The organism is Streptomyces sp. NPDC042371 (assembly GCF_056437465.1).
In genome coordinates this window covers 1-14,794 of the sequence record NZ_JBWKAP010000012.1, presented here as the reverse complement: position 1 = coordinate 14,794, position 14,794 = coordinate 1, and the positions used below count along the sequence as shown (strand labels likewise).

The 14,794-nt window shown below is 71.9% G+C and carries 13 protein-coding genes; 8 read left to right on the top strand and 5 right to left on the bottom strand.

The window, feature by feature from the left end:
• The first annotated feature begins 83 nt into the window (after positions 1-83).
• A complete protein-coding gene (locus AC068B_RS31665) occupies positions 84-932 on the top strand; it encodes a response regulator transcription factor (RefSeq protein WP_478674971.1) in 849 nt (282 codons plus the stop codon).
• A 4-nt stretch (positions 933-936) separates the two neighbouring features.
• Positions 937-2,049 (top strand): sensor histidine kinase, encoded by a 1,113-nt coding sequence (locus tag AC068B_RS31660; RefSeq protein ID WP_478674970.1) that lies wholly within the window; start codon positions 937-939, stop codon positions 2,047-2,049.
• Here the strand turns inward: AC068B_RS31660 and AC068B_RS31655 are convergent.
• Together AC068B_RS31655 and AC068B_RS31650 are read right to left on the bottom strand one after the other, a co-directional pair.
• Positions 2,024-3,136, bottom strand: coding sequence for an NAD-dependent epimerase/dehydratase family protein (locus AC068B_RS31655; RefSeq protein WP_478674969.1), 1,113 nt, complete (start codon positions 3,134-3,136; stop codon positions 2,024-2,026). The two genes, AC068B_RS31660 and AC068B_RS31655, sit on opposite strands and share 26 nt — an antisense overlap.
• Positions 3,137-3,189: 53 nt before the next feature.
• Positions 3,190-6,522, bottom strand: a complete 3,333-nt coding sequence (locus AC068B_RS31650) for a bifunctional cytochrome P450/NADPH--P450 reductase (RefSeq protein WP_478674968.1) — start codon at positions 6,520-6,522, stop codon at positions 3,190-3,192.
• Between the two features lie 200 nt (positions 6,523-6,722).
• On the opposite strand from AC068B_RS31650, the gene AC068B_RS31645 reads away from it, so the two are divergent.
• The 5 genes from AC068B_RS31645 (at position 6,723) to crcB (AC068B_RS31625) (ending at position 10,778) form a co-directional block, all read left to right on the top strand.
• The gene (locus AC068B_RS31645; RefSeq protein ID WP_478674967.1) at positions 6,723-7,493 is read left to right on the top strand and encodes a PAS domain-containing protein; all 771 of its coding nucleotides are present in this window, start codon (positions 6,723-6,725) and stop codon (positions 7,491-7,493) included.
• A gap of 61 nt (positions 7,494-7,554) precedes the next feature.
• Positions 7,555-8,628: a M20 family metallopeptidase gene (locus AC068B_RS31640; protein ID WP_478675108.1), complete on the top strand. Its 1,074-nt coding sequence runs from the start codon at positions 7,555-7,557 to the stop codon at positions 8,626-8,628.
• 67 nt (positions 8,629-8,695) lie between these two features.
• Positions 8,696-9,808 (top strand): carboxylate-amine ligase, encoded by a 1,113-nt coding sequence (locus AC068B_RS31635; protein ID WP_478674966.1) that lies wholly within the window; start codon positions 8,696-8,698, stop codon positions 9,806-9,808.
• 179 nt (positions 9,809-9,987) lie between these two features.
• On the top strand, positions 9,988-10,407 hold the full coding sequence (gene crcB / locus AC068B_RS31630) for a fluoride efflux transporter CrcB (RefSeq protein ID WP_478674965.1): 420 nt from the start codon (positions 9,988-9,990) through the stop codon (positions 10,405-10,407).
• Positions 10,404-10,778, top strand: coding sequence for a fluoride efflux transporter CrcB (crcB, locus tag AC068B_RS31625; RefSeq protein ID WP_478674964.1), 375 nt, complete (start codon positions 10,404-10,406; stop codon positions 10,776-10,778). The genes crcB (AC068B_RS31630) and crcB (AC068B_RS31625) overlap by 4 nt, the downstream gene beginning before the upstream one ends.
• Before the next feature lie 30 nt (positions 10,779-10,808).
• On the opposite strand, the gene AC068B_RS31620 is transcribed toward crcB (AC068B_RS31625), so the two are convergent.
• From AC068B_RS31620 to AC068B_RS31610, 3 genes are all read right to left on the bottom strand, one after another.
• Entirely contained in the window at positions 10,809-11,738 is a 930-nt protein-coding gene (locus AC068B_RS31620; RefSeq protein ID WP_478674963.1) for a glycosyl hydrolase family 18 protein, read from the bottom strand.
• Positions 11,739-11,822: 84 nt separating this feature from the next.
• On the bottom strand, positions 11,823-12,386 hold the full coding sequence (locus tag AC068B_RS31615; protein ID WP_478674962.1) for a dihydrofolate reductase family protein: 564 nt from the start codon (positions 12,384-12,386) through the stop codon (positions 11,823-11,825).
• Between the two features lie 98 nt (positions 12,387-12,484).
• The gene (locus AC068B_RS31610; protein WP_478675107.1) at positions 12,485-12,880 is read right to left on the bottom strand and encodes a tetratricopeptide repeat protein; all 396 of its coding nucleotides are present in this window, start codon (positions 12,878-12,880) and stop codon (positions 12,485-12,487) included.
• Positions 12,881-13,035: 155 nt separating this feature from the next.
• Between AC068B_RS31610 and AC068B_RS31605 the strand changes: the two genes are divergently transcribed.
• Positions 13,036-14,001: a pirin family protein gene (locus tag AC068B_RS31605; RefSeq protein ID WP_478674961.1), complete on the top strand. Its 966-nt coding sequence runs from the start codon at positions 13,036-13,038 to the stop codon at positions 13,999-14,001.
• Positions 14,002-14,794: the final 793 nt, after the last annotated feature.

Genomic DNA, 14,794 nt, shown 5'->3' with positions numbered 1-14,794 from the left:
AGGTTCTTACGAAACAGGGACGTCGGCAACCGGAAGAGGGCTCGACCGGCCGGTCCTCCCGCCGCGGGTGCGAGGCTTGCCGTATGCAGTCACCAGCGCAGGAACGCCCGCCCGCCGCGCCCGGCACGCTCCGGGTGCTCGTCGTGGACGACGACCCGACCGTCGCCGAAGTCGTGGCGGGCTATCTGGAGCGCGGCGGCTATGTGGTCGACCGTGCCGAGGACGGCCCCGGCGCGCTGGAGCGTGCCGGGGTGTTCCGGCCCGACCTCGTCGTCCTCGATCTGATGCTGCCCGGCATGGACGGCCTGGAGGTGTGCCGCCGTCTGCGCGCCATGGGCCCGGTGCCGGTCATCATGCTCACCGCCCGCGGCGACGAGGACGATCGGATCCTGGGGCTCGAAGTGGGGGCGGACGACTACGTGACCAAGCCGTTCAGCCCGCGCGAGCTGGTCCTGCGGGTCGAATCGGTGCTGCGGCGCAGCCGTGCCGCACGCACGCCCGAGGGCGATGCCACGCTGGCCGCCGGGGGTGTGTGGGTGGACCCGGCGGCGCGCCGCGCGACGAAGGACGGGACGGAGCTCGCGCTCACCCTGCGCGAGTTCGACCTCCTCACCTTCCTGCTGCGCCGTCCGGGCCAGGCGTTCGCGCGGGAGGAGCTGATGCGGGAGGTGTGGGGCTGGGAGTTCGGCGACCTGTCCACGGTCACCGTCCACGTCCGCCGTCTGCGCGGCAAGGTCGAGGACGATCCGGCGAGGCCGCGGCTCATCCAGACGGTATGGGGCATGGGATACCGCCTCGACGCACCGGACGGCAAGGCACCGCCCGACGCCGGGGACTCCACCGATCCCGCTCTCCGTGACGCGCCCGCGCCACACGATTCCCCCGCCCCCCGGGGTGCTCACGACCGCGTACCTCCCCGAGCCGAAGGCTGACCCCGTGCAGGACATCCTCGTCATCGCCCTCTTCGCCTTCCTCGGGGCCGCGAGCGCCGGGCTGCTGGGCGCCCTGACGCTGCGTCTGCTGCGGCACCGCTCCCTCGTGGTGGCGATGACCGTCGTGGCGGCCGTCGCGGTGCTCGCGATGCTGGCCGGGACGCTCGCCGTGGCCTGGGAGATGTTCCTGTCCCCGCACGACCTGACCGTCGTCACCATCGTCGTGGCGATGGCCGCCGTGGTCTCCCTCGCCACCGCGCTGCTGCTCGGCCGCTGGGTGGTCGTCCGCAGCAAGGCCCTGACCCTTGCGGCCCGCTCCTTCGGGGACGGCGGCAGCTTCGCGGCCCCACCCGAACCGGTCAGCTCCGAGCTCGCCGAACTGACCCGGGAGCTGGAGTCGACCAGCGCCAAACTCGCCGAGTCCAGGGAGCGCGAGCGGGCCCTGGAGCGCTCCCGGCGCGAACTGGTCGCCTGGATCTCGCACGACCTTCGCACCCCGCTGGCCGGACTGCGGGCGATGTCCGAGGCCCTCGAGGACGGCGTGGCCGCCGAGCCCGACCGCTATCTGCGCCAGATCCGAACCGAGGTCGAACGCCTCAACTGCATGGTCGGAGACCTCTTCGAACTCTCCCGCATCCACGCGGGCGCGCTGGCCCTCTCGACCGCCCGCATCTCCGTCTACGACCTCGTGGGCGACGCCCTCGCGGGCGCCGATCCGCTCGCCCACGAGCACCGGGTGCATCTCGTCGGCGACAGCGTCGAAGCGGTTCCGGTGGAGGTCGACAGCAAGGAGATGAGCCGCGTCCTGGGCAATCTGCTGATCAATGCGATCCGCCGTACGCCGGCCGACGGGACCGTGGCGGTGGCCGCGGAGCGGTCCCCGGACGGTGTGGTCCTGTCCGTGACCGACGGCTGCGGCGGGATTCCCGAGGAGGACCTGTCCCGCGTCTTCGACACCGGCTGGCGCGGCAGTCAGTCCCGCACACCCCCGGCGGGCGCGGGACTCGGCCTCGCGATCGTGCGCGGCATCGTCGAGGCCCACCAGGGGAGGGCGGCCGTACGCAACGTGGCGGGCGGCTGCCGCTTCGAGGTCACGCTCCCGGCGGCATCGACGTGACCGCCGCGCCCCGGGCGGCGCCCGTACCCGTACGGGGCCATCCCCGCAGCGGTGCCTTCGCGAAGGACGCCATCCCCTCGGCGAAGCCCACCTCGGCCCGCCACCCCAGCTCCGCCCGCAGCCGCCCCGAGTCCGCCGTGACGTGGCGGACGTCCCCGAGCCGATACTCACCCGTCACCTCGGGGCCCGGGCCGCCGAACGCCCGCGCGAGCTCCTGGGCCATCTCCCCGACGGTGTGCGGCTCCCCGCTGCCCGTGTTGTACGCCGTGAACGCCCCGGCGTCCCCCTCGTGAACCGCTTCCAGGGCCATCGCGTTGGCCGCCGCCACATCCCGTACGTGCACGAAGTCCCGCCGCTGGCGCCCGTCCTCGAAGACCTGCGGGGGCTCGCCCCGCTCCAGCGAGGAACGGAAGAACGAGGCCACACCGGCGTACGGGGTGTCGCGGGGCATGCCGGGGCCGTACACGTTGTGGTAGCGCAGCGACACCGCACGCCCGTCGCACGCCCGCGCCCACGCCGAGGCCAGGTGCTCCTGCGCCAGCTTGGTCGACGCGTACACATTGCGCGGATCGGCGGGCGCGTCCTCGCCCACCAGACCGGGTCTCAACTCGGCCCCGCAGTCCGGGCACCGGGGCTCGAAGCGTCCGGCGTCCAGATCCGCCGCCGCCCGCGGCCCCGGCCGGACCACTCCGTGACGGGCACACGCGTACCGCCCCTCCCCGTACACCACCATCGACCCCGCGAGCACCAGTTCACGCACCCCCACCTCGGCCATCGCGGCGAGCAGGACGGCCGTGCCCAGGTCGTTGCAGCCGACGTACTCGGGAGCGTCCGCGAAGTCCTTGCCGAGTCCCACCATCGCCGCCTGATGACAGACCGCGTCCACCCCGCGCAGCGCCGCCAGCACCGCGTCCCGGTCCCGGACGTCGGTGACGGTCCACTGCCGCCCGTCGGGCACGGGCGGCGGATCGGCATGGGCGGAGGGCAGCAGCGCGTCGAGCACCGCGACTTCGTGCCCACGGGCGGTGAGAGCTTCGACCACGTGCGATCCGATGAACCCGGCGCCGCCGGTGACAAGTACGCGCATGCGGCCCACGCTAGGCGTGCGGAGCAGGAGTGCCGGTCATCGACGTGGCTTCGTCACGGGTCCGTAAGAACCGTGCGGTCGCAGGCAGGGGCGGAGAGGAGCAAGGGCGCGGAGCTCACATACACGTCCTCCACGTACCGCCCCTCGGCGACGAGCCCCTGCCACCACGCCTCGGCCTCCTGAGGCGAGTCGCCGCCCGCGTGCTTCATGTGGAGCTGGCGGAAGGCCTCGCGGACGCCGGGGGCCATGCGGGCGCCGTCGCCGCAGACGTAGACCTGGGCTCCGGACTCCAGGAGGTGCCAGATCTCCTCGGACTCCGCCGCGATGCGGTGCTGGACGAAGAGGAGTTCGCCCTCGGGGGCCCGGGAGTACGTCGGACGCATCGACACCGCTCCCGCACCGTCCGCCGCTTCGAGTTCCGTGCGGTGGAGGTAGTCGACGTCGGGGTGGTCGCAGCCGAAGTAGCAGAGGGCGGGGGCCAGGGGGGCGCCGTTGCGGAGGAGCTCCAGGCGGTCGGCGATGGTGCCGCGGAACGGGGCGAGGCCTGTGCCCGCGCCGATCATGATGACCGGGGTCCGCGCGTCCGCGGGGATACGGAACGCGTCGCGGCAGGGCTGCACGCGCGCGTGGAGCGTGTCGCCGGGCCGCAGGCGGTGGAGGTACGAGGAACCGGTGCCCCGGTACGTACCGCGGCCGGAGCGGTCCGGTGCCGACAGGAGCGACACCATCAGGTCGGCATGGTCCGGAGAGGCGTCGGGCGATGACGAGATCGAGTAGTGGCGGGCGCGGATCGGCGGCAGGAGATCGAGCAGGACGGGCCAGGGCAGTTGACCGCGCAGGGCCGGGTGGTCCTCGACCAGGTCGAGGAGGCTGCCGGGCCGTGCGGCCAAGGTCTCGGGGGAGGCCGCCAGTTGCTCCAGGGCCGCGCGCTCGGGCGGGCACGGGTTGTGCCCGGCGAGCAGGGTGACCTGGGCGGCCGTCGGGGCGTCCCGCAACTCGACGTAGCGGGCGAGGAGTTCGCTCACGGCCACGGGGCGGTCCAGTGGCAGGGTGGTGCGGCCGGGCCGGTGGGCCCGGATGTTGAGGACCGCGTCCAGGTCGACGCCGAACAGTGCTGCCGCGCGCTCGATCACCTCGGGGTCGTTGACCGGAAGCACCGCGAGGTGGTCGGCGGTGCGGTACGTGACGCCGTCGGGGAGCGCCACCCGCAGGAACCGCTTCGCGCGGGCGAGCGGATCGGTGAGGTCGGCCAGGTCGGCCGCCTCCGTGACGGTCATCGGCACCGTGCCGTGCCGGGCGTCCAGCGCGTCGAGCGGCCCGCCGGAGACCTCGACGACGTCGTAGGCCCTGGTTGCCGGTGCGGGAGCGGTGGCCCCGGCGCTCTCCGGGTCCCCGTACCGCCGCAGCAGCGTGTGGCGGAGCGTCGCGGTGAAGCGTTCCACCGAGCCGGTGAGGTCCCCGGAGGCGTCGGCCTCGGCGCGCTCCAGGAGGCGGGTCGCACCGGCAGCGGCGAGCCCGTCGTCGATGAGCGTGGGCACCTTCTGGTAGGTCGCCGCCCAGTTGCGGTCGCCGACGCCGAGGACCGCGTACCGCACACCGGCGGCCGCGTCCGGCGCGGCGCGGGTCAGCCAGGAGACGAACTCGCCCGCGTCGTCGGTGGGCCTGCCGTTGTAGGAGGCGGTGACGATCACGACGGGGGAGTCGGCGGGCAGCGCGTGCAGCGCACCGGCTGCGTCGTCGAGCGGGGCGACGCGCGTGTCGAAGCCGAGGTCGGCGGCGAGATCCCCGAGCTGCTCGGCGTATCCGCGACAGGTCCCGAAGTTGGAACCGTGGAGCAGCGTGAGGGCGGTGCCCGGCATCGCGCGGGTGGGGAGACCGTCCTCCGGCTGGTCGGTACGGGGCCGCGAGGTCCGGGAGAGCTGGGAGGTGCCGCCCATCGTGTCGCCCCCGGCACCGGACCCGCCGCGCGCACGGTCCTCGGCGGTCCGCGCCGCCAGCGTCATGGTGAAGCCCTCGGGCTTGAGGGTGAGGGTTTCCTTGACCTTCAGGCGGTAGTCGGCGCGGTCGATGAAGCGGTAGCGGTGCACCAGCATGCCGAGCAGCATCGTGGCCTCGTGCAGCGCGAACTGCCGCCCGATGCAGGCGCGTTCACCGGTTCCGAACGGCCTGTACGCGTGCGGGGAGCGGGCCGCCTCCGTCTGCGCGGCGAAGCGGTCGGGGTCGAACTCCTCGACGTTGTCGCCCCAGACCGGGTCCCGGTGCAGCATCGGGGTCAGCACCGCCACGGACTGTCCCGCTGCGACCGGATGCCCGCCGAGGGTCGTGTCGACGCGGGCCCTGCGCTGGAACGCGGGCGCCGTGGGCCACAGCCGCAGCGCTTCGTTGAGCACCTGGCGTACGTAACGCAGCTTGCCCACGTCCTCGTACGTCGGCTCGGGGTCGGGATCGTCGCCCCACAGGGCGTCAACCTCGGCCTGCGCGAGGTGCAGGACCGCCGGGTTCTTCACCAGGTGGTGGAGGGCGAAGGAGAGCGTGCCGGACGTCGTCTCGTGCCCGGCGATGAGGAACGTGATGACCTGGTTGCGGATGTTCGCCTCGTCCAGGGTCTCTCCGCTGGCGGGGTGCGGGGAGTTGAGCATCAGACCGAGCAGGTCGTCGGCGGAGCTGTCGCCCGACGCCTTGCGGGCCTCGATGACCTCGTCGACCACCTGGGCGAGGAAGGCGGCGTCGGCTTCGAACGCCGCGTCTTCGGCGGCGTAGTCACCGGCCGGGTTCCGGGCCAGCTTCGCCTGACTGTGCGCCAGCCCCCGGACGAGGGCCTGCACGAAGGGGTGTGGATCGGTGCGGCCGAACGACTCGAAGTCGTAGCCGAAGCCGGACAGGCCGATGGTGTCCAGCGTCATCCTGGTCATGTCCTCGGAGACCTCCACCGGCGCGGACTCGGCCGCGCCCGGCGCGAACCGGCCGTCCCAGGAGGCGACGAGGCGCCGGGCCACGCGCAGCATGTGCGGGTGGTACGTCCGCATCGAGTTCATGGCGAACGCGGGGAGCAGGATGTCGTGCGCCTTGGCCCAGTTGGGCTCGTCGTCGTACGCCGTGAACAGGCCGTCGCCCGCGATGCCGCGGACGTTCTGCAGCGCGGGGCCGACCCCCTTGGCGAACCGCGTCTCGTCGGACAGTTCCTCGACCAGCTCGAGGGAGCTCGCCCAGACGATCTCGCGCCCGTGGTACCTGCGGACGAACAAGGGTCCGTGCCGCCGCGCGAGCTCCACGGCCTGCTGGATCGGAGTGGCGGTCGGCCCGGCCGCCGTCACGTCGACGGTGGGCAGAACGAGGTCCGGGTGGTCCCGGAGACCGCAGACCTCGACGGTGTGTTCTTCGCTCATGGCGGCAGTGCCCCTTCCCTTGGACGCGGAGGAGTTGAGCGCCCGGCAGGTGGGGCGCGGTATCCACGGTGGCGTCCGGCGAGGGACGAGTTCGGGCGAGAACTACATAATCTTGTAGGGGTCTTTTCCGCTCCGGCACTTGCGCGGCGAGCAGGAGTGCGGTGAGCGGGGCAAGAACGTGAAAGTCGGGAGGAGCGGGTGTGGAGGGTGAGTCGAGGGGAGCGGGAGAGGTGGCGTCCGAGGGCGCCCCGGCCAAGCCCAGGGAGGCGGACGCCGCGGTGTGGCGCGGCCGGTTCCTCACCCTGCTCGACCGCTCCCCGACGCCTACCGCGATCGCCGGTACGAACGGCTGCGTCTCCGTGGCCAACCCGGCCTTCGCGGGCGCACTGGGCCTCCAGCCCGGCCGGGTGGCGAACCGGCTCCTGCTCGAACTCCTCACTCCCACCAACAGCGAGCAACTCCGCAAACTCGACGTGGCCATGCGCTCCGGCCACAGGTCCCGCTATCCGGTCGAGGCGTGCTGGACGGTACGGGGGACGACCCGCCACGGACAGGTCACCGTCGAACCCGTCACCGACCCGCTGGAGGACACACCGCTCCTGGTGGTGACGCTGCGCGTGGCGGAGGAGAGGGAGGAGCCCTCAAGGAAGGGCGCTTCGGGGAAGGGCGCCGCGGGGGAGCGCGCCGCGGAGGAGGAGCTCGCCCACCCCGCCGTGAGCGCCCAGGAGGCCAGCATCCTGCGCCTCGTCGCGGGCGGCGCCACGACATCGGTCGTCGCGCGCGCGGTCGGCATCGGCGTCGACGGCGTGAACTACCACCTGACACGGCTCTGCCGCCGCTTGCAGGTCCCGAACCGGACGGCGCTGGTGGCGCGGGCCTACGTACTCGGACTGCTGGACCCGGAGGCGTGGCCGCCGCAGGTGTCGGGCCCTGCCGGGCGCCGCGGAGGTCCCACCAGGGGTGGTGCGTGAACGCGCACGTACCCTTGCCGACGTGACGAAGCGCGAGGCGGTCGACGTGAAGGTCGACGCGATGATCGAAGACCTCAGGACACTGGTCGAAGTCGAGTCGCCGTCGCGCGACCTCGACGCCCTCACCGAGTCGGCGAAAACCGTCGCCGAGGTCATCGAGAAGCGGCTCGGCGGGCAGGCCGTCCTCGTCGCGAGCGCGGCGGGCCCGCACGTCCACTGGTCGGCCGGCGGCGACCCCCGCGTACTGATCCTCGGCCACCACGACACGGTGTTCCCGCTCGGCACGCTCGCGCGCCGCCCCTTCGCGGTCACGGACGGGCATGCGACCGGCCCCGGCGTCTTCGACATGTTGGGCGGCCTGGTGCAGGCCGTCCACGGCTTGGCGGCGCTCGACGACCTGTCGGGCGTCGAGATCCTGGTGACCGCGGACGAAGAGGTCGGCTCCCGCTCCTCCCGGGCCCTCATCGAGGAGCGCGCCCGTGCCTGCGGCGCCGTCCTGGTCTTCGAGGGCGCCGCCGACGGCGGGGGAGTGAAGACCGGCCGCAAGGGTTGCGGCACGTTCGATGTCACCATCACGGGCCGCGCCTCGCACGCGGGCCTCGAACCCGAGGCCGGGATCAACGCCCTGGTCGAAGCGGCGCACCAGGTTCTGGCCATCGCCGCGCTCGGCCGCCCCGACATCGGCACGACCGTCACCCCGACCGTCGCGTCCGCGGGCACCCTGGACAACGTCGTCCCCGCGGAGGCGACCGTCGTCGTCGACGTCCGGGTCGAGTCGGCCGAGGAGAAGGAACGCATCGAAGCCGCGTTCGCCGCTCTGACTCCCTGCCTCGAAGGGGCGGAGATCACCGTCCAGGGAGGCGTCGGACGCCCGCCGATGCCCGAATCGGCGGCGGCCGGGCTCTTCACGATGGCCCGGCAGCTGATTCCGGGCCTGGAGGGCAGGGCGGTCGGCGGCGGCAGCGACGGCAACTTCACGGCCGCGCTCGGCGTGCCGACACTGGACGGCCTCGGCGCGGTCGGGGGCGGCGCGCACGCCGATCACGAGTACGTGGTGGTCGAGGCGATGGTCGAGCGGGCGAACCTCGTGACCGGCCTGGTGCGCGCGATCCGGCACGCAGGGGGCACGTTCTAGCCGGTCGGCCCAGGCGGCGTCGTCGTCTTCGCTCGCCACCGCCGCCCGCCGTGAGAAGCTCGCGCTCATGACGGGTGAGGGGCAGCTCTCCGTAGGGGTGGAGGAGGAGTATCTCGTCGTCGACCCCGTATCGCGCACGGTACGGCCGTACGGCGATCGAGTGGCCGCGCTGGCCGCCGGGCGGCTCGGCAAGGAGCGGGTGGGCGATGAGCTCACCCGTTTCCAGGTGGAGGCGAGAACGGAGCCGCACACCTGTCTGGGCGAACTCGCCGAGGACATCATCGCGATGCGCGGCGCGGTCGCGGATGCGGCCACGCGCCAGGGACTCGCGGTCGTATCGTCCGGGGCGCCCGTGCTGGGGGAGGTGCGGCCGCTCCCACTCACCCCCGGGCCGCGCTACGCAGGCAGTCTGGCGGCGTTCCGCGCCCTGGACGACGAGCAGTGCGCGGCCGCCTGCCACGTCCACCTGGGAATCCCTGACCGGGCGCTGGCCCTCAAGGTGAGCAACCGGCTGCGCCCGTGGCTGCCGGTGCTGGTGTCGCTCACCGTGAACTCCCCTTACTGGGCGGGCCGGTGGACCGGGTACGCGAGCTGGCGGACCCTGTCCTGGGCGCGCTGGCCGGTGGCCGGACCACCGCCGTACTTCGAGTCCGTGGCGCACTTCGAGGAACTGGTGGGCCACCTGCACACGGCCGGGGCGGTCATGGACCGGGGCGGCCTGTACTGGGACGTACGCCCCTCGGCCCATGTGCCGACGCTGGAGATCCGCGTGGCCGACGCACAGATGACCGGCGGGGAGACGGTCCTGCACGCGGCGCTGGTGCGGGCGTTGGCGCTGACGGAGCTGCGCGCCGTCCGGGCCGGTGAGCCGGTCGTGAACCCGGCGCCGGAGGTGCTGCGGGCGGCGTACTGGCGGGCGGCCCGTGACGGCCTGCGCGGCTACGGTCTCGATGCGCACACCCAGCGGCTCCGACCGGCTCCGGTCCTGGCCGAGCGGCTCTATGCGCACGTCCGCGCGGCCTTGGAGGACAACGGGGACGGTGCCCGGGTCCGGGCGGCCTGGGCGCGGCACCGGGCCCGCGGCACGGGCGCCGAGCGGCAGCGGGCCGCCCACCGCAAGGACAACCGCCTGGAGGACACCGTGGACGCGCTGACCGGCTGCTTCGACAGCGTGGGGTGAGATGCGGGGCCACACCCGCGCCGGTTAACCTGGAGGCAGCGGTGATCTTCCGGGCGGCCCCGGACGCGCCGCACGGCGGTGGGGCTCGCCGTACCCGAACCGCGGCGAAGGAAGCCGCCAACGGTCCCTACTTGCGAACGAGTGCGCCCGGCGACGGGCGACGGCGAGTAGGAGGAACGTTGACGCGGCACGAGTGGAAGACCGTCGCGGCGGTGGCCGTGGGCGGCGGCATCGGCGCGGTGGCCCGGTACGCGGCAGCCACGTGGTGGCCTGCCGCCCCCGATGAATTCCCCTGGACGACCCTCGTGGTGAACGCCGCGGGCTGCGCCGCGATCGGCGTCCTCATGGTGCTGGTCACCGAGGTGCGAACGACCCACCCCCTGGTCCGGCCGTTCCTGGGCACGGGCGTCCTCGGCGGCTTCACCACGTTCTCGACGTACGCGGTGGACATCGAGCGTCTCGTGCGCGGCGGCCACGCCCGCACGGGCCTGGCCTACCTCGCCCTGACCCTGATCGCGGCGCTCGCCGCGGTGTGGGCCGCGGCATGGACGACGCGCCGGGTGGCGGCCGCACGCATCGCAGCGGGGAGGCGGGCATGAACTGGCTGCTCGTTGCCGTCGGCGGCATGATCGGCGCCCCGCTGCGCCACCTGACCGACCAGGCCCTGCGGAAGCGGTACGGAACCGACTTCCCTTGGGGCATCCTCACCGTCAACGTCGCAGGCTGCCTGATCCTCGGCGTGCTGACCGGTGCGGTCACGGCGGGCGCCGCGTCGTCGCACACCCAGCTGTTCCTCGGCACGGGCCTGTGCGGGGCGCTGACGACGTACTCGACCTTCTCGTACGAGACACTGCGGCTCGCCGAGGGCGGCACCCGGTTCTACGCGGTGGCCAACGCGCTGGGGAGCGTCGTGGCGGGCCTCGGCGCGGCCTTCGTGGGGGTGGCCGCTGCCGAGGCCCTGTGGCTGTGACGTCTCCGGGGCGGTCGCGTCGGCCCGGCGTCAGCGCTTGAGCGCCGCCGACACCTCGGCCGCCCACTTCCAGGGCGCGGACGTGCCACCGGGCTCGGAGTTGAAGTACTCCCACCCGGCGACGCCACCGAATCCGGGGTGCTTCGCGGCGAGCGCGCCCAGCGTCGACTTGAGAGTCGCCATGTCGACGAATCCGCTGCCTCCGTTGGCCGGGGAGGTCAGCGCGCCCGCCACCACCTTGTCCGCGGGAATGAGCCCCCGGGCGATGATGTCGTCGTAGTCGGACGCCGAGTCCATCCCGCCCCAGCCGTTGTAGAACTGGACGTTGAACCACGAGATGTCACCGCCCCGGCTGCGGTAGAGAGCGTCGTAGTCGAAACCGGAGAGATTTCCGCCGCCACTGAGCGCGCTGCCCACCGGCGCGAGCGTAATGAGGAAATCGGCACCGAAGTCGGCGCGCAGCGCGCCGATGACGCGCTCGATTCCCGCGAGCGACATGCTCTCTTCGACGTCCAGGTCGACGCCGTCGAGTTCGAAATCGCGGATGAAGTCCCGCAACAGCGGGTAATACGTGTCGAATTCGGTGTCCAGCCGGGTGAAGCTGCCGGGCGCCGCGCCGCCGATCATCGCCAGGACGTGTACGCCCTGACCGCGCAGGGTCTTGAGGTCGTGCCACATCTGCTCGTACTTGGCCGCGCTCGGCGGGTCGTCGTTCAAGTGGATCGGGGCGTTCGGGCCGTTGAGGTCATTGATGTGCACGGCGGCGACCAGGACGTCCGTCACACCGGTCCTGTTCTCGGTGAGCGCAAGCGGCGACACGTACGTGCCGTTCGCGTACTGCGTCTGGTAATAGACGACCACGCGTTTCCCTGTCGCCGCCGGTTTCCGTGCCGCTATGGCCGTACCGCCCGACGTGGCGGTGAGCGCCAGTGCCGCGAGCAGTACGCTGCGCCTCTTCATGCTCATCTCTCCCTGGTTCGAAGTCGCCGCAATTCTTACGGTGGACGGCCCGGAATGGCTAGGGAGAGACGGAACTAATGCGTATTAGTTCGTGAGCTCATAGCGGAGCAGGACGACACCGGTGCCGAACGTCCGCGTCGCGGCGAGCTTGAGGTCGGCGGTGATGTCCGACGCCTGGAACATGGCCTTGCCCCGGCCGATCACGACCGGATGGACATAGACGTGGATCTCGTCGATCAGCCCGAGCCGAAGGAAGGCCGCGGCGAGATCGGCGCCGCCCACGCCGAGGTCCCCCTTCGCCGCCTTCTGGAGCGCCCGGATCTCCTCGGGCACCACGTCGCGCATGATGGTGGTGTTCCATCCGGCCTGCTCCAGCGTCCGCGAGAACACGTACTTGGGCATGGAGCGCCAGATCCCGGCGAACTCCCGCACCGGCCCGGTGCTCGCCGGATCGGAGTCGGCATCCGGCCAAAACGCCGCCATGAGCTCCCAGCTGACCCGCCCGTCCAGGAACGCGCCCATGGCTGCGGCCTGCTCATTGAAGTGGCGGTGCAGCTCGTCGTCGACCAGATGCCAGTCGATCTCGCGATGCGGCCCCTCCATGTAGCCGTCCAGGGACATGGACATCGCCCAGATGATCTTCCGCATCGCGATCCTCGCCGTCGAAGGGGTGGCTGGGGGAGAGGGCACCCTCACGACGGGCGCCCCCACCCTGCATACCTACCTCTTCCTGCCCGCCCCCGCGCTCAGACTTGCGCGAATTCCCCGTCCAGCGCGGCGGCCATGCGCAGATGGGGCGCCGCGTCGTCGGCGCGGTTCTGCCGCTCCAGCGTGCGCCCGAGCATGAGCCGGGCGTAGCTCTCGACCGGATCGAGCTCGATCACCTTGCGCAACGCGGTCTCGGCGCGGCGCAGTTGGGCCGAGTGGTAGTAGGCGCGGGCGAGCAGCAGACGCGGGGCGACCTGCTCGGGCACCTCGTCGGCCAGGACGTCGAGGATGCGGGCTGCCGTGGCGTACTCCTTGGCGTCGAAGAACAGCTGCGCGCGGGACCAGCGCTCTGCGGCGGTCCCGTGGCCGAGGTAGTCCGTACCCACGTTCTGCTCCACGCTGGTCTCCTCCGCGCTGGTCTGCGTCACGTTCATCTGCTCCACCTTGTTCTGCTCCACTGTCTACCTCCTTCGAGGCCTGTAACGAGGTCATGTAGTTGAATATTCCACGACTCTCGTACGGGGCGCGTCCGGCCGGTGGCGGATAGCCGACTGCCCTCCGAAGGGCCCACAGGGCTAGGTTGTGCGGCATGAGCAATCTTGATCGCGAAGCGGTTCCTTCCTTGTGCGGAGGCCGGGGATTCGTCGTCGCGGAACCGGTACGGGAACTCCTCAGCCCGCGTCGGGTCAAACTCGGCGAGTCCACCGAGGTCCGTCGCCTGCTGCCGAACCTCGGACGCCGGATGGTCGGCGCCTGGTGCTTCGTCGATCACTACGGCCCCGACGACATCGCCGACGAGCCCGGCATGCAGGTCCCGCCCCACCCGCACATGGGCCTGCAGACCGTCAGCTGGCTGCACGACGGCGAGGTGTTGCACCGCGACTCCACGGGCAGCCTGCAGACCATCCGCCCGCGCGAGCTGGGCCTGATGACGTCGGGCCGCGCGATCTCCCACTCGGAGGAGAGCCCGCGCTCGCACGCCCGCTTCCTGCACGGCGCGCAACTGTGGGTGGCCCTGCCCGACAGCGACCGGCACACGGCTCCGAGCTTCGAGCACCACGCGGAGCTGCCCCAGGTCACGGCCCCGGGCCTGACCGCCACACTCCTCCTGGGCGACCTGGACGGCACGACGTCGCCCGGCACGACGTACACGCCCATCGTCGGCGCGGACCTCGCACTCGCCCGCGGCGCGGACGTACGCCTCCCGCTGGTGCCGGACTTCGAGTACGCGGTCCTGTCCATGTCCGGCGAGGCGCACGTCGACGGCGTACCTGTGCTGCCCGGCTCGATGCTCTACCTGGGCTGCGGCCGCACGGAACTCTCGCTGCGCGCGGAGTCGGAGGCGGGCCTGATGCTCCTGGGCGGCGAGCCGTTCGATGAGGAGCTGGTGATGTGGTGGAACTTCGTCGGACGGTCGAACGAGGATATCGCACAAGCCCGTGCGGACTGGATGGACGGTGCGCGCTTCGGCGAGGTGAAGGGGTATGACGGCGGTCGGCTCTCCGCGCCGGCCTTGCCGCCTGTGCCGCTGAAACCGCGGGGACGGGTGCGCTGACCAGCTCTGTTGTTGTCGTCGTGGATGCGGGTCGGGGTGGCCCGGGCCTGTCCTGAGCGTGGCGACTGCGAGGGGGGATGAGGTGGGCGAGCACGCTCGATCAGCAGCTTCGGCGGGCGCGCGGCAATCGAGAGTTTGGCCATCTGCGGTCAGGTCTGGCAAACCCAATGCTGACCCTACTGACGTGTGATCAGGTGGGCTTGCCTGCCCGGCCCTGTCCTGCCCTGCCCGGCCCGGCCCGGCCCGGCCCCACGCCTGGGGTGGGATCGGTATCCCGTCGGCACCTTCCGGCAGGCGTTGCCGGTGTAGAGCTGTGCGGGGATCGCGAAGCGATGGGCGGCCGCGTGGTGCGGCGTTCCGTTGTGCGTGGTCTCGCGGACGTATATCGGGATGCGACAACGATGAGAACGACCTGCTGACGTCTCTGCGGAGGGAAAAGAGGACGAGCCTTCGTTCGGGCGAGCGGTGACGCCGGTTGCCCCACCCGCTGATGCAGGCATCTTGTTCTTCGCGAAGTCAAGCAGGCTGAGTCGAAGCAGCGGCCTGAACGGGTTTTCCCGGATGAGAAGCTGCGCTGATGCCACTTGGGCGTTTCGCCGGTCCGGCAGAGTGCGGTGGCGGTACGCGTGCATGCTGACCGAGTCCTGACTATCCAGATGCTGCGTCAGGTGCGTTGTTGGGCGTGGTCAGATTTGCTTCTAGGCTCTGTCCGGCCGATCATGTGCGGAGCCAGATCATGAGGGCTGCGACGGTGACGGTTCCAAGGTAGATGTGGGCTCGCTTGTCGTAACGT

What these genes read in the sequence shown, in the direction of transcription:
- AC068B_RS31615 (WP_478674962.1), bottom strand. Translation starts at nt 12,386, where the DNA reads ATGCGGAAGATCATCTGGGCGATGTCCATGTCCCTGGACGGCTACATG.
- crcB (WP_478674964.1), top strand. Translation starts at nt 10,404, where the DNA reads ATGAACTGGCTGCTCGTTGCCGTCGGCGGCATGATCGGCGCCCCGCTG.
- AC068B_RS31665 (WP_478674971.1), top strand. Translation starts at nt 84, where the DNA reads ATGCAGTCACCAGCGCAGGAACGCCCGCCCGCCGCGCCCGGCACGCTC.
- AC068B_RS31620 (WP_478674963.1), bottom strand. Translation starts at nt 11,738, where the DNA reads ATGAAGAGGCGCAGCGTACTGCTCGCGGCACTGGCGCTCACCGCCACG.
- AC068B_RS31650 (WP_478674968.1), bottom strand. Translation starts at nt 6,522, where the DNA reads ATGAGCGAAGAACACACCGTCGAGGTCTGCGGTCTCCGGGACCACCCG.
- AC068B_RS31635 (WP_478674966.1), top strand. Translation starts at nt 8,696, where the DNA reads ATGACGGGTGAGGGGCAGCTCTCCGTAGGGGTGGAGGAGGAGTATCTC.
- AC068B_RS31610 (WP_478675107.1), bottom strand. Translation starts at nt 12,880, where the DNA reads ATGAACGTGACGCAGACCAGCGCGGAGGAGACCAGCGTGGAGCAGAAC.
- AC068B_RS31640 (WP_478675108.1), top strand. Translation starts at nt 7,555, where the DNA reads ATGATCGAAGACCTCAGGACACTGGTCGAAGTCGAGTCGCCGTCGCGC.
- AC068B_RS31655 (WP_478674969.1), bottom strand. Translation starts at nt 3,136, where the DNA reads ATGCGCGTACTTGTCACCGGCGGCGCCGGGTTCATCGGATCGCACGTG.
- AC068B_RS31605 (WP_478674961.1), top strand. Translation starts at nt 13,036, where the DNA reads ATGAGCAATCTTGATCGCGAAGCGGTTCCTTCCTTGTGCGGAGGCCGG.